The sequence below is a fragment of the Candidatus Infernicultor aquiphilus genome (assembly GCF_002784285.1).
Lineage (GTDB): Bacteria > Atribacterota > Phoenicimicrobiia > Phoenicimicrobiales > Phoenicimicrobiaceae > Infernicultor > Infernicultor aquiphilus.
Window position 1 is genome coordinate 1 of the sequence record NZ_PFKO01000232.1, and the last position, 13,143, is coordinate 13,143.

Consider the following 13,143-nt stretch of genomic DNA (forward strand, 5'->3'; position numbering starts at 1 on the left):
TGAACCCAAATTCCTTCTAAAGCAAGAGCTACTTTCCCAAGTTTTACTGCAGGATGTTCAACTTGCAAAAGAACTTCTCTCCCCACCATAAGGCGGGCAAGTTTCTCTTGAGTTGCTTCCACAGCAGGAAGAGTCTTTACTACCTTACCATCACGCAGTATGGTTATACGATTACTTAAAGATAGAACTTCACGAAGTTTATGACTGATAAAAATAATAGTATATCCCCTCTTTATCATACTCCGCAAGACGTGGAAGAGTTCTTCCACCTCCTGCGGAGTAAGAACAGCAGTCGGTTCATCCAAGATAAGGAGAGAAGCTCCGCGATATAAGACTTTCAATATTTCCACTCGTTGTTGCTCTCCTACAGAGAGTTGCCATACTTTTGCCTCTGGATCAACATAGAGACCATTTATTTTGACTAGCTCTTTAATACGCTCAGTGACCATATCCAGATCAAGAAGAAACTTTCGTGAGGAAGGAAGTCCTAAGGCTACATTTTCTGCTACCGTAAGAGTAGGGACCAGCATAAAATGCTGGTGGACCATTCCAATCCCCAGTCGAATTGCATCCAGCGGAGAACGTATATTAACCAATTTTCCATTAACGTAAATTTCACCTTCATCCTGGTGATATATACCATAAAGAATTTTCATTAGAGTACTTTTCCCAGCTCCATTTTCACCCAGGAGAGTATGAACTTCCCCTACATGGACATCAAAGTTAATGTGGTCATTGGCCAGGACACCTGGGAACTGCTTCACTATTCCTCTCATCTCTACTGTTTCGACCTTGATCAAATTAATTATTTTAGAACTATTTTTTATCATATCTAAATGAAGACCAGAGCTCTGTAGGGCACTCTGAATCTATCTTTACTTCTCTACCTTGACCTGAATATTTCCTTTAACTATATCCTCGATGGTTTGGCCTACCAGTGCTTCTGGATTTACAACCATTTTGAGACCACCATTAGCTAAGTTAAGAGTAAAGATTTTACCTCCCCTCTCTCCTTTTTTAATCAGGTCAATCATTGGCTTAAGGGCAACTACCCAGTCAACATCTACACTACAGATCACATTTTTAGGGGCCAGGGCAGATTGGTCCACATCATATCCAAACCAGAGAGCCCCTCTCTGACGCGCTACTCCAATTGCTCCTACGGTCATCTGCGCTGTGCCAGTAAGAACATCTGCTCCAGCATTAATATGAGTTTGTGCTGCTTCGGAAGCAAGGGCAACATCACTATAAGAACCAATCCAGGTTACGTTTACTTGAGCATTTGGCTTTACTGCTTGTATACCAGCTTTGAATCCTTCGGTATAACGTTTGGCATCACCAGTCTCAATCGGACCAATTACTCCAAAGATATCCTTCTTGGAAAGCTTTGCGGCCAGGACACCATTAACATAGCCCCCTTCCTCAGAGTAAGGTTCATAGGCAAATATATTAGTAATACCCTGATCAGCAAAAACATTAGCAGTTGACCCCCAGGCAAAACTCGTCTTGGGGAAATCAGGAGCAATATCTGCTAAAGAGGCTCCATACTGCGAACCATGAGCAATTACCAAATTATAACCCTCACTGGCATAATCTCGAATAGCAGCCGCAGCATCTGCTACTACAAACATATTCTCTGAATAGACAAACTGAAAATTCTCCTTACCCATCTCATTTTGAATCGTAAGCAGGGCATCATACATACTTTGACTCCAGGCAAAATCATTAATCGTACTGGGCATAATTAAGGCTACCCGGAAGGCTTCCGCACTTGCTCCGATACCAAGAGATAAGACAAAAATACTTATTATAGTAAGTATTATTATTATTTTATTCCGTTTCATTTTTTATTCCTCCTATTTTTTAATATTAAAATTTTGAATATAGAAAACCTTTTATTATTTTCAGTACTTTATCTTATTATTAATCACCTCCTCTTTCTATTCCTCTCCACGCTGGAAAGGCTTATTTAATGCAGCAGGGGGGCGTACACGACGTTTAGCCATTGCGGTAAGCACCACGATAGTAACCAGATAAGGCATCATCAAGGTAAAATCAGGGGGAATATTAATACCTTTTACCTGAACCCAGATCTGAATAGCATTTACAGTGCTGAATAGCAGTGCACCATTAAGAACACTTAGAGGACGCCAAGCTCCAAAATATACCAGTGCTACAGCAATAAACCCCATTCCATTAGTCAAATTTTGCTGAAATACATTGAGTAGAGCAATAGAGAGAGACGCTCCGGCAATCCCAGACAGTATTCCACCTGCTATTACCGTGAAATAGCGAATACGCACAATATTAACCCCCAATGAGTCGGCAGCCTGGGGGTTTTGTCCTACCGCTCGAATATTAAGCCCTAAAGGAGTCTTAGTCAACAAAAACCAGGATAGAGGAATCAAGGCAAAGGCACCGTATACCAGGATATTTTGCTGAAATAAGATTTCACCCACCAGCGGGAGATCAGAAAACCAAGGGATAGGAAGGGGAGGGAAACCATTAACCGTATGTACTGATCCTATCATCACACTAAATAAGACACTACTTAGCCCTTGACCGAATATATAAAACCCAATTCCACTAATCCCTTGTTCAGCTTTTAAGGTAACATTAACAAAAGCAATCAGAAGACCAAATATTGCTCCGACTACTATGGCAACTAACAAGCCCAGTCCAAGATTTCCAGTCTTAAGAACCGTATAGAAGGCACTAAAGGCTCCCATAAGCATCACCCCATCTACCCCAAGATTAAGGACCCCACTCAACTGCCCGAGTGTTTCTCCAATGGAAGCGTAGAGATATGGTGTGGCCAGACGAATTGCAGATTTTGTAATCCCAATAATAATCGCTTCCATTATTCATCCTCCTTTTTACTTTTATGCTTAGAATTATATCCCACTTCGGTAATCAGTTCCACCCGCCGAGCCTGACTACGGCGTAGATATTCACTTCCTACTACGAAGAGTACAATCAGACCGTTTAAAGCACCAATCAATGCAGAAGGTATTTGCACTACTCTTTGCATTTTATTTGCTCCGGTAAGAAGTGCTCCTAATAATAAGGAAGCTGGAATTGTTCCCAGGGGATGAAGTTGGCCAAACAAAGCAGCCACAATCCCATTAAAGCCCGCACTACCAGTAAAACCAGATGCGGAACCATCGGTGAACATCCGGTGATGGACCCCCAGCACTTCAATTGCTCCACCTAATCCCACTAAAGCTCCACTTAAGAAAAAAGCAAGGACCATATACTTCGGTACATTAATTCCAGACGCTCGTGAGGCTGGTATATTTTGCCCTATCATTCGGATACGGAAGCCAATGGTGGTCCGCCAGAGAAAAATATAAACCAGAATAGCAAAAAAAATGGCAATTATGATTCCCAGATTAAGACGAGTAGGAATAAGGCGAGGAAGGTCAACTGCTTGAGGTAAACGGGCAGTCTGAGGAATAAAGGAGCCAAGTTTTACCTGGAGAGGGTCCATTATCGGTCCACGAAGAAGATAATTCATCCCATAAACCGCAATATAATTCAGCATTATGGTGCTCAGGATCTCGTTTACATTAAAATAAGCTTTAAGAAATCCAGCAATTCCTCCCCATATCGCTCCACTTAAGAGTCCAACCAACAAAGCAATAATAATCAGTATCCAACCGGCTAAATCTGGAAAGGTAAGACAAATTATAGTGGCGGAGAGAGCTCCAACTACCAGCTGACCTTCCCCGCCAATGTTTAATACCCCAGCACGAAAGGCAATACAAATTCCCAACCCTACGAAAAGCAAAGGAGTTGCCTTGACTATGGTGTCTGCTATAGCATTTATACTCCCAAACGCACCGTTGTACAGGGCCTGGTAGGCAACCCAGGGATTTATTCCGAGAATAGCAATCATCATTGTCCCCATTAACAGGGCAAGGAGAAACGCCGCTATAGGAATAAGGCCGGTTAATATTTCCCGGACCCTCTTGTATTTCATCTTACCACCTCTATATAATATAGTTTTACTTATATTCTCCTCTTTACCTTTCTTTACCTTTTTATATTCGACAAAAGTTTTAAAAATCCTTCTTTTTAATTAAAAGAATTTCAGGTTGTAGGTGATTAAATAGACTAAAATAAAAGAGCAGTGCAACTCCGCAGATAACTGCAAAATCAGCTAAATTAAATACACCAGTCCGCAACTTTCCTATTCCGATATTTAAAAAATCGATTACCGCACCATCATAAGTCAGTCGGTCAATCAGATTACTCATCGCTCCACTGAAGATCAGGGATATAGCAAGGGTCGGTAAAAAGGACAGCCTTTTCGAAAAAATCAGGTAAAGAAATATAATATTTAGCACTAAAGATACTGAGACCATAAAAATCCAAAATCGTGTTTCTTCGGGTAAAGAAGCACCCAGACTTAAAAAAGCCCCTTTATTTTTAAGGTACTGTAACCTTATCGTATCACCCATAAGGCTAGTCATTGCACCATAAGGAAGTAATTTTTTAGCAGCGTATTTAGCCAGCTGATCAGCTCCTACGCTTATAATCGATACAAATATTAGAATCTTTAATCTTTTCAGATAACTAATCATTTTCTCCCTTTTCTCTTTTTAATCTTGGTGAGTAAGAAGCTTTTCTTTTATTTTATTATACCCGATAATAGTTTTAAATGCCTTCTTTTTAAAAAATTCAATTAAAAAAGCCCTTCAACTTACCGGCCAAAGGGCTTTAAACAGATTATCCCCATCTTTCTCTTAACGTATCCCGGTCTTTAAGACCGTCTTTCTTCGATTCTTTCCGGATCTCCTATCTCGGCCACCTCGGCGTTCAGGTCCTTTATAATCCGAATCATTACTAATCCTGCGGTTTAGTCCTGACCTACGCTCTTTCCCACCACGACGCTCTTTTTTTAACATAACCTTTTACCTCCTTTTAATTAATCAATACATATAAAGCCCTTTCTAAATAGAGCGGACTGTAATAACCACTCCCTTATTATATATAGCAAAGTTAGCTTCGATGGTTAGTAATAAAATTTGACGATTGAACCACAGTAGCAAAAGTCCTTTGGATCAGTTCCTCAGGCAGAGGGCAAAGTCAGGTATAAGGTAGAGCTAATTATATCTTTGTTTTTGCACATATCGAAAATCACAACATTCATATCCTTCCATTATAGTTTTTGTCCTTATTAGTTCTATTATTTCTCTACGCATAAGATGGGTTATTTTAATACTATTTTCTTTTTTATTCATCTTTTTTCCTTCCTTGTAACCTCCACTCTTTCTCGAGAATCGCATAGATTACATCATCCGCCCACTCGTCTTTGAACTATACACTTTCTCGTAAATACCCTTCTTCCCTCATTCCTATTCGCTCCATTGGTTTAAATATTTATAAAGAAATAAGTATTTTTATTGCATCGAAGATAAATTTAACGCTGAAAAATAGGAGAAAAACTCCACAAATAAAAAATAGTCCCTGTTGGAGTTTTTTACCAAAAAATGAGAATAGAACCAATGGTGGCCATCCAGACCAGAAAATAAGGATTGGCCAGAGTAAGTATAATTCCAGCCATCAGAGGAGAATGTGAATCATTAGATGAATCATTTTTTCTGATTTAATCCCCTTAAGTAAGTCGAGGCCCATCTTGAAGAGAACCATGCCACCCAGTAAACCTATTATCGCTTTAACGTAAGTTATTTTTAATATTTCACTAAAACCATAAAGGACTAAAACCATAAAAGGAATTTCTACTATCCCATGCCCCAGGGCAATAATTGCTCCGGCATGAGGAGATTTAGTCCCTTTACTAACCGTTACTGCAGTAACCGGTCCGGGAGCTACCACTCCAGATAAAGAGATTAAGACTGCTTCTAATAAAAAAGTAGATAGTAACATTTTTTATTCCTTAGTTGAAAAGTTAATCTATTATTTTTTATCTTTATGGTATATTTAATAAAACATCATACCATAAAATCCTCTTTTTTTGAAATTAAAATTGTGCGTTTTCCAGGACATCAGGGATAAAATCATCATCGATTCCCTGAATCTGATCCCGAAGACATTTTCTTTAATGGAATTAAAGGAATATTTTCTATAGCGTCCAAGACAGAATTTATCAGCATAAATACAGCTGCCAATTGCATTCCACTGAACCACAGCTAACCAAGTTGTAAGACAAATACTCTCCCCCAACTGAAAAAATTATTATTAAAAAACTAAATAATGCTTGACATTTTTCCCAATTAATATATATAATAATGTAGTCACTTACCAATAAGTGCAAATGTTATAAAATAAACAGTTTATAACATTAGAAGGCAATCTTTTATTTGAAGATTGGCTTACAGTAATATATTAAATAGAGTTTTTCTATCTTGTTCTACTTTATCTCTAAATAAAATGTTACTGAATAAATTAATAAAAAAGGAGGAGAAGGTATGCAAGGTAGTAAGCTTTATGTCGGAAATTTAAACTATTCCGTAACTAAACAGAAGCTGGAAGAGCTTTTTGGTAATCATGGTACTGTAAAAAGTGTCAATATTATCGAAGGCAAAGGTTTTGGTTTTGTGGAAATGTCTTCTTCAGAAGAAGCTGAAAAGGCTAGAGAAGCTTTAAATGATACTGACTTTGAAGGTCGTCCTTTAAAGATTGATGAAGCTCGTCCGCAAAAACCCAGAAGAGATTTTAACGATAGCCGAAAACGTTATTAAGTTTTAGTTAAAATATCTTAGTTAAGAAACAAAAAACCCTTTAGTACATATACTAAATACTAAAGGGTTTTTTAATCTTTTCTTTTCATATGTTTTAACATCTGTCCAATCCTATTTAGCTTGCTAATTTTAAAAAACCATATTATCTTTAATTATTTTATTTTTATTTTATTCCTCTAAATTCATATTTGTCTTATAGGCACCAACTAATTGAGCAAGATTAGAGACCTCATCTGGATGGGCAAATAAAGCACTAGGTTTTATTTTCCGAAATTCAAGGATTTGGGCTCTAAATTCTCTCCTTTGTTCTGGAGTAAGAAGTAATGTATTTAAAGGAGATGGCGGTATATATTCAAGTAAAAATATGATCCGGATATCCTGAGCTATTAAATCATCAATATTTTTAGGGTCCATCCAATACTCATAGTTTATAAAAGTATCAAGCCTTTTCTTCTTTCTCTTCTTCTACATTCTTTACTGGCTTAACTTTCTTTTTAATTACTTTTGACTCCTCTTCCTTAGGTAATAAATTTAAAATTCTGTCTACTTTTTTATCTAAAGCTGTATTGGGAGTATCTATTATCACTTCCTTTTTAAAGATAAATTTTTTAAAAACGTTTAAATTTTGATCAGAGAAGATACCTTTTAAATAGTTATCCCTCCTTAGAAGATACTGTAATAACTTTAGCTATAGGGCGTTCGGAACGAGATTCCAATATTATAATCAATAAATACAAAAAGCCCTGAACTACAGAATGGTCAGGGCTTAATCTAAAGGATTTCTTTGTTTTTTTTAATAGTAAGTCAAGCTAGTTATAGAAATGACTGGCACAGGTTCCTTAAACTCTTATTTATTTAATTAAAGAGATAACCTGGCATTTTTATATATGAAGTTAACCGATATAACTATTCTGTCTTCTTTTCCTTACCTTTTTCCTTACCTTTATCCTTACCTTTATCCTTACCTTTATCCTTTTTATCACCACAGCACGACATTAAAATCACCTCACTTTCTTAAAAGTTTAAAACGAGAGCAAGACAATCATAAGATTTGATCGACCAATTAATATAATATATATACAGTAAAAAAGATTTTTTGTCAATATCTTTAATAAAAGATTTCATCATTTTTTCTTAAAGATTATAAACCTTCCCATTCCCACTGTAAGTGAAAGGTTCAGTGTAAGTGGGGTCAAGGCTCAAATAGGAATTTAATCTTATTTTAATGGATATCATTCTTTAACAAAGCGCTTAAATATTGCCTCTACTTACTATTGCATAGTTTCTATTCCCCATTTTGCACCATATTCATCGGTATTCTTATCCTTGAAAATGGGGATTCTTGGTGTGATATAAGTAAATAGCATAAAGATTAATGTTATGCCACAATGCCAGCAATTGCAAAAGAGTTACCTTGGTTGCTTTGCTTGGTCTTAATGAAGATTTGCATTGCTATGATCTGACATACGATAGCTCCTGCAACATATGAACCTATATCCATAGCTGATAGATCCTTTCCCAATATTGAGGTATATATATAAAAGATCACTACAATTACAATTTCAAGCGCGAACACTCCAGCTAATTTAGCAATAAAAAAGTTTTTTACTTTCTTTCCTATTAAAAAGTATTCGGGGATCGAAAAGATAGTTAAGGACCAAAATCCCAATTTGAGATGCTCCCAAACACTTTCATTTACGGGAGCAAATAGTCCTATTACTGATAAATGATTGGTCCATCCATATATGAAATGGAGCATGGAACCAAAAAATATCACGAATAAAGTGCAGCTGATTTCCCATATTAGAATTGACCGTTTATACTCAGTTGATATCATCTATAACTCCTTGGATATGAAGTCCACCATGTATTCATTTTCTCTTCAAGACATTCGCGTGGTACCTAAAAGATATATAGTAAAATTATTTATAATTATATCTACGATAAAACTTTTTAAAATCCTTCTTTTCAAATAATAAGCCCTTCAGCAAAAGCCAAAGGACTGGTTATTTTTTTACCAATCTTGAATAACTTTATTAAAGTTATCTACAAAATTACTTAACGCTTTCGTTAAAATTATGGTTTGGTGACAAGTAATAAACTTTACTCCTAATTCAATCCAATATTTTATCGAATCAGGTGATACCACTATCGCACCAGCCACTTTACCCGAATTTATTATTTTTTTAATAGCCTCTTCTATTATATTTTTTACCATTGGGTTATTAATTTCTCCCGGAAAGCCTAATGATTGAGATAAATCATAAGACCCAATAAAAACTACATCTATTTCTTCAAGCTTGAGGATTTCATCCAGATTATCAACTGCTTCTTTGGTTTCGAATTGAACAATGAGCATAATCTCTTTATTTGAAGTCTTTAGGTGGGTTTTTTCGTCAATCGCCAGGCCATATCCAGCTGCACGACTAACACTTATCAATCCTCTAAATTCTTTTCTTTTTTCCCCCTCTCTTTGGATGTATTTAGACCATGATACGGCTTTTTTGGCCTCTTCATAAGTGCTGACCATTGGAAAAATAATTCCCATAGCCCCTACATCTAATGCCTTTAAAATATATGTTTTTTGAATTTCGCTTACCCTAATAATTGGAATAAGGTTAGTCCGTTCAGAAGCACAAATTAAAGGTATGCAAGATTCAGCAGACATTGGACCATGCTCTGTATCAAAAATAACAAAATCATATCCTGAATAACCTGACATTTCAGCAAGATCCATTGAATTGATACTCTGCCAAATTCCTAATACTGGTTCTCCTCTTAGGAGTTTCTCTTTTACTTTATTTTTCCTCATAATTCACTCCTTAAATATTCTTTAAAATATTATTAATTAGCTTTACATCCATTTTTTTCTCCTAAAATAGAAAACCATAATAATCCCCATAATTAACATTCTTAATAAAACCACCGGATAAGACCAGACCCATTTAAGTTCTGGCATATATTTAAAATTCATCCCATAAATGCCGACTATAAAAGTCAAATGTTTAATAATTTATAATCTTGATTCATGAATTGAATTAGAGGATGATTATTCTAAGGGCAGTTCAGATTCTTTATTTTTACTTTCGTTCTCTTTTTCAATTTCACTTTCTCTTTGAAGACTCTTCTCCAACTGTTTAATCTTTTTTTTCTGACTGGAAATCATCCCTCTTCTTTTTATCATTGAAGGTACTGAAACCAATAAACTCATTAGAACCCCTAACGCAATTGCAATCAAAAGCACCAAGGCTAATGAGCTTTCAAATTTCCAAACTAAAAAACTCACTGTTATAGGAACCGCATTCTGAAGTGCAAAAACAACAGCCAAAATAGCTATTATAATACCTACAATTAATAATAACTGCATATAAATAAATCACCTTCTTTACTTTTTTTAGATTTCTAATTTGGTTCTTTTACTTTCTTTTCAGCTGCTTGACTTAAATGTTCTATTCTATGAGTAGGATAGGCAAAATCTATATCCTTATTTTTAGCAAACTCTTTCAGAACATCTTCCCATATCGCTTGTTTACTGTCCCGACGACGGGAGGGTTCACAAAGATAACGTATGGTTAATAATACCCCACTTTCCTCTACGCTAGTATAAACAATGGGAGTAAGTTTAGAATAAAATATCATAAATTTTTTACTTGCTTCTTTTACTCTCTTTTCAGCTGCTTGACTTAAATGTTCTCCATGTTTATTAGCGATTTTTTGCAGTAGATCTTTTGCCTTTTCCCAATTGCTCTCGAAGGTGATAAGGATCGGAATCTCATTCCATATATATTGGAAACCTTTACTATAATTAGCTAAGGTTTGATTTAGTATCATACTATTAGGAATGTGAATAATTCGACCGGTACTTTGATCGGCTTCCACCCAATTACCTATTTCTAAAATAGTAAATTGAAAAACTCGTATATCTATAACATCTCCAGCATGATTCCCAATCTGGATACGATCTCCAGCACTAAAAGGTTTACCCCAAATAATAAAAATCCACCCGGCTACATTAGCAATCAGATCTTTTAAGGCAATAGCAATACCTGCTGTTAATAGACCTAAGAAAGTAGTAATAGACTGAAAACCTACAAACCATACTCGGGTAACTGAAAGAATGCCTAAAATAATGGTTATATAACTTAAAATCTTTCTCCAGTTATAACTAATGCGCACATCTTCAGTACGAAACCGAACCAACTTTATAGCTAAGGTTCGAAGAAACCAGAGGATCAAAATAATAATTATCGAAGTAAAGAGTTTTATTTGTATTTCAGGGCTCAACCCAATAGTTTTTTGTATCCCTGCAATCAAGTTTTGCATAATTAATTTACCCTACCTATAATGTTTCTTTTCACTTTTCATTTTATTTCTACCCTTTTAAAACTTTACTACTCTTACTTGACCTAATAGTCGTAGTTACCAGCATAACTCTATTTTTTTAATAAACTTTCTTTCTTATTATTTGGATGATGATTCCCAGGGAAATAATCACTAATCCCAGGTAAACTATCGTAATTATACTTTGTATCCTTACCATATCTACGGTAAGTCTTTTGATTAATATTCCCAGTAAAGCCCAATCCACTACCAGACAGTAGAAAATGTCTTTTCGATAAAAAAGCATCATCAGCGAAATGAACAGACCAATAATGATAACTACTATGGTCCAGAATGGTTCACTTAGTCCCCAACGATTCCAGTTTAGATTCACTAAAAGTGCGGTAGTATTGGCAATAGTAGCGATGGTAACCCAGCCCAAATATACACTGAAGGGAAGATGGACTAAATATTTTTCAGATTTTAAGGCAGCCGAACGGCCAATATTTAGTTTTTGATAGATCGCTATTAAAGATAACAAAAGAATTAACATAATCAAAAAAGATAGAAAGACCCTTTCAAAATGCCAGGCAAAAATCCAGCTAAAGTTCGCTAAACAAGAAAGAAAAAACAATAAACCTATCTTTTCTAAAAAAGAGGAATCGGGAGTATTTTTTCGGAAAGCATAAGCTAACTGATAGACTATAAAAATAGCCAGTAATAAGTAAATGATCCCCCAGATAGAAAAAGTAAGTCCTACTGGCACAAAAAGGTTGGGATATTGATCAGCTAAGGCACCAGTAGTTTTGTTATTTAAAGGAAGGGTGACCACTAGATAGTTTACGATAACCATACTAACAAAGCTCAATAAATTTAGAATGGATAAACTTTTTAGTTGAGATTTTTTCATTATTTATTCTCCTTTTCTTTTTTATCTTTATCTAATAACTTCTACAATATCAGTAGGCATTATAGACAGATTAGAGTATTTAGTAGTAACCAGGGCAATAGAAAGTTTTTCTTTAACTTCGATTATTCTAGCCTGGGCAACTAAAATTAACTCTGTATCTAAAACTTCTTGAGTATTAGGATCTAAAATAACTTCTCCTTTCTGGGATATTTTTATTTCCTCCCCTACCTGAATTCCCGAATTTGCTCCCAGATTTATATAAACCTGGGTTATTTCCCCACTGGAAGTGGAATCCACTTTTACTACATATCCTTCTAAAGGCAGGGAAGTGGAAGAAGATATTATTAAATTACTATCCAATTTTGCCGCAAATTCTACTGCGACTTGCCGGCAGACATCGTCTATAGCTAAAAAAATGTCGGTTGCTGATTCAGAAGATAAACCTAATCCTCCGACCACTGGGACTGGGATACGAAGAGATACTCCAGAATTGGAAGTAGTTCCTTTTTTCACTTCCGAAAAAATAATTTCTCCCGTAGTTACATTTATCGCCCTTACCATAATCGTTACGGTAGCTGTTGATTTCTTCAGATTTATAGGTCCTAAAGCAATCCCTCCTGACTTACTAAACATTATACTAGTTACACTTCCAGTTACTATAGAATCTACCCCGAACATTTTTCCAATTTTAACTGCGGTAGAAGGATCAACTCTCCCTGAAGTAACTTGAAAATCTTGTTCCTGTAAGATGGCCTCTACCTTAGTTCTTTCAAAGACCCGAAAACGATTAAGTATTAATTAAAGCATTGACCATTAAATCTGTAGCTGCCTTGGATAGCTCTGAATCAATACTCCAGAGGTAACCAGGAGAAGTGGAATCAAATCCGATAACCGCTACTCGGGGTAGTTCTGCTGAAAATCCTAAATTTGATGCAAGCAAAATAACGATTAAAATTGTGAATAAGATATTTCTTATTTTTATCATCTCTTTAAACCTCCTATTATTATGATTATATTTATTATACTATACTACTTAAATTTTAAATAAAATATTTTTTAAAACTCTTTTATCTTAAATACTACATTAAATCTAAAAAATCCTTCTTTTTTTTAAAGTAATCAATAAAATATTAATTCAAATAAATTTTAAAGAAAATATGGAGTTTAAAATAGGAATAGAGGTAGGTAGTCTCCTGAAAATAAAAA

At 35.4% G+C, this 13,143-nt stretch carries 17 protein-coding genes and 1 pseudogene; 1 reads left to right on the plus strand and 17 read right to left on the minus strand.

Annotation, left to right across the window (positions count from 1 at the left end):
* The 7 genes from COZ07_RS06175 to COZ07_RS06205 all read right to left on the minus strand — a co-directional run.
* Positions 1-800, minus strand: an 800-nt coding sequence (locus COZ07_RS06175; RefSeq protein ID WP_406607700.1) for an ABC transporter ATP-binding protein, incomplete at its 3' end; no start/stop codon positions are given.
* Between the two features lie 75 nt (positions 801-875).
* Positions 876-1,844 carry a BMP family protein gene (locus COZ07_RS06180; RefSeq protein WP_406607701.1) on the minus strand — a complete coding sequence of 323 codons (969 nt, stop codon included), beginning with the start codon at positions 1,842-1,844 and terminating at the stop codon, positions 876-878.
* A 96-nt stretch (positions 1,845-1,940) separates the two neighbouring features.
* Positions 1,941-2,861 carry an ABC transporter permease gene (locus COZ07_RS06185; RefSeq protein WP_406607702.1) on the minus strand — a complete coding sequence of 307 codons (921 nt, stop codon included), beginning with the start codon at positions 2,859-2,861 and terminating at the stop codon, positions 1,941-1,943.
* Positions 2,861-3,982 carry an ABC transporter permease gene (locus COZ07_RS06190; protein WP_406607703.1) on the minus strand — a complete coding sequence of 374 codons (1,122 nt, stop codon included), beginning with the start codon at positions 3,980-3,982 and terminating at the stop codon, positions 2,861-2,863. The genes COZ07_RS06185 and COZ07_RS06190 overlap by 1 nt, the downstream gene beginning before the upstream one ends.
* A gap of 79 nt (positions 3,983-4,061) precedes the next feature.
* Positions 4,062-4,586 carry a signal peptidase II gene (gene lspA, locus COZ07_RS06195; protein WP_406607704.1) on the minus strand — a complete coding sequence of 175 codons (525 nt, stop codon included), beginning with the start codon at positions 4,584-4,586 and terminating at the stop codon, positions 4,062-4,064.
* 522 nt (positions 4,587-5,108) lie between these two features.
* The gene (locus COZ07_RS06200; RefSeq protein WP_406607705.1) at positions 5,109-5,291 is read right to left on the minus strand and encodes a hypothetical protein; all 183 of its coding nucleotides are present in this window, start codon (positions 5,289-5,291) and stop codon (positions 5,109-5,111) included.
* A 277-nt stretch (positions 5,292-5,568) separates the two neighbouring features.
* The gene (locus tag COZ07_RS06205; protein WP_406607706.1) at positions 5,569-5,892 is read right to left on the minus strand and encodes a LysE family transporter; all 324 of its coding nucleotides are present in this window, start codon (positions 5,890-5,892) and stop codon (positions 5,569-5,571) included.
* A gap of 542 nt (positions 5,893-6,434) precedes the next feature.
* On the opposite strand from COZ07_RS06205, the gene COZ07_RS06210 reads away from it, so the two are divergent.
* A complete protein-coding gene (locus COZ07_RS06210) occupies positions 6,435-6,707 on the plus strand; it encodes an RNA recognition motif domain-containing protein (RefSeq protein ID WP_406607707.1) in 273 nt (90 codons plus the stop codon).
* Between the two features lie 168 nt (positions 6,708-6,875).
* On the opposite strand, the gene COZ07_RS06215 is transcribed toward COZ07_RS06210, so the two are convergent.
* From COZ07_RS06215 to COZ07_RS06260, 10 genes and pseudogenes are all read right to left on the minus strand, one after another.
* Complete coding sequence (locus COZ07_RS06215; protein WP_406607708.1) at positions 6,876-7,121, minus strand: hypothetical protein; 246 nt, start codon at positions 7,119-7,121, stop codon at positions 6,876-6,878.
* Positions 7,122-7,146: 25 nt separating this feature from the next.
* Entirely contained in the window at positions 7,147-7,293 is a 147-nt protein-coding gene (locus tag COZ07_RS06220) for a hypothetical protein (RefSeq protein ID WP_406607709.1), read from the minus strand.
* A gap of 792 nt (positions 7,294-8,085) precedes the next feature.
* Complete coding sequence (locus COZ07_RS06225) at positions 8,086-8,544, minus strand: DUF6512 family protein (RefSeq protein WP_406607710.1); 459 nt, start codon at positions 8,542-8,544, stop codon at positions 8,086-8,088.
* 177 nt (positions 8,545-8,721) lie between these two features.
* Positions 8,722-9,519: an HpcH/HpaI aldolase/citrate lyase family protein gene (locus COZ07_RS06230; RefSeq protein ID WP_406607711.1), complete on the minus strand. Its 798-nt coding sequence runs from the start codon at positions 9,517-9,519 to the stop codon at positions 8,722-8,724.
* Positions 9,520-9,561: 42 nt separating this feature from the next.
* A pseudogene (locus tag COZ07_RS06235) lies at positions 9,562-9,720 on the minus strand (CorA family divalent cation transporter); the annotation flags it as partial.
* A 36-nt stretch (positions 9,721-9,756) separates the two neighbouring features.
* The gene (locus COZ07_RS06240) at positions 9,757-10,074 is read right to left on the minus strand and encodes a lipopolysaccharide assembly LapA domain-containing protein (protein ID WP_406607712.1); all 318 of its coding nucleotides are present in this window, start codon (positions 10,072-10,074) and stop codon (positions 9,757-9,759) included.
* A gap of 35 nt (positions 10,075-10,109) precedes the next feature.
* Entirely contained in the window at positions 10,110-11,030 is a 921-nt protein-coding gene (locus COZ07_RS06245) for a mechanosensitive ion channel family protein (protein ID WP_406607713.1), read from the minus strand.
* Between the two features lie 118 nt (positions 11,031-11,148).
* Positions 11,149-11,937 (minus strand): hypothetical protein, encoded by a 789-nt coding sequence (locus COZ07_RS06250; protein ID WP_406607714.1) that lies wholly within the window; start codon positions 11,935-11,937, stop codon positions 11,149-11,151.
* 27 nt (positions 11,938-11,964) lie between these two features.
* Positions 11,965-12,732 (minus strand): CsgG/HfaB family protein, encoded by a 768-nt coding sequence (locus COZ07_RS06255; RefSeq protein WP_406607716.1) that lies wholly within the window; start codon positions 12,730-12,732, stop codon positions 11,965-11,967.
* Positions 12,725-12,922, minus strand: a complete 198-nt coding sequence (locus COZ07_RS06260) for a hypothetical protein (RefSeq protein ID WP_406607715.1) — start codon at positions 12,920-12,922, stop codon at positions 12,725-12,727. The genes COZ07_RS06255 and COZ07_RS06260 overlap by 8 nt, the downstream gene beginning before the upstream one ends.
* Positions 12,923-13,143 lie beyond the last annotated feature (221 nt).

What these genes read in the sequence shown, in the direction of transcription:
- COZ07_RS06180 (WP_406607701.1), bottom strand. Translation starts at nt 1,844, where the DNA reads ATGAAACGGAATAAAATAATAATAATACTTACTATAATAAGTATTTTT.
- COZ07_RS06245 (WP_406607713.1), bottom strand. Translation starts at nt 11,030, where the DNA reads ATGCAAAACTTGATTGCAGGGATACAAAAAACTATTGGGTTGAGCCCT.
- COZ07_RS06190 (WP_406607703.1), bottom strand. Translation starts at nt 3,982, where the DNA reads ATGAAATACAAGAGGGTCCGGGAAATATTAACCGGCCTTATTCCTATA.
- COZ07_RS06225 (WP_406607710.1), bottom strand. Translation starts at nt 8,544, where the DNA reads ATGATATCAACTGAGTATAAACGGTCAATTCTAATATGGGAAATCAGC.
- COZ07_RS06185 (WP_406607702.1), bottom strand. Translation starts at nt 2,861, where the DNA reads ATGGAAGCGATTATTATTGGGATTACAAAATCTGCAATTCGTCTGGCC.
- COZ07_RS06215 (WP_406607708.1), bottom strand. Translation starts at nt 7,121, where the DNA reads ATGGACCCTAAAAATATTGATGATTTAATAGCTCAGGATATCCGGATC.
- COZ07_RS06260 (WP_406607715.1), bottom strand. Translation starts at nt 12,922, where the DNA reads ATGATAAAAATAAGAAATATCTTATTCACAATTTTAATCGTTATTTTG.
- COZ07_RS06240 (WP_406607712.1), bottom strand. Translation starts at nt 10,074, where the DNA reads ATGCAGTTATTATTAATTGTAGGTATTATAATAGCTATTTTGGCTGTT.
- COZ07_RS06210 (WP_406607707.1), top strand. Translation starts at nt 6,435, where the DNA reads ATGCAAGGTAGTAAGCTTTATGTCGGAAATTTAAACTATTCCGTAACT.
- COZ07_RS06205 (WP_406607706.1), bottom strand. Translation starts at nt 5,892, where the DNA reads ATGTTACTATCTACTTTTTTATTAGAAGCAGTCTTAATCTCTTTATCT.
- COZ07_RS06200 (WP_406607705.1), bottom strand. Translation starts at nt 5,291, where the DNA reads ATGCGATTCTCGAGAAAGAGTGGAGGTTACAAGGAAGGAAAAAAGATG.
- lspA (WP_406607704.1), bottom strand. Translation starts at nt 4,586, where the DNA reads ATGATTAGTTATCTGAAAAGATTAAAGATTCTAATATTTGTATCGATT.
- COZ07_RS06250 (WP_406607714.1), bottom strand. Translation starts at nt 11,937, where the DNA reads ATGAAAAAATCTCAACTAAAAAGTTTATCCATTCTAAATTTATTGAGC.
- COZ07_RS06230 (WP_406607711.1), bottom strand. Translation starts at nt 9,519, where the DNA reads ATGAGGAAAAATAAAGTAAAAGAGAAACTCCTAAGAGGAGAACCAGTA.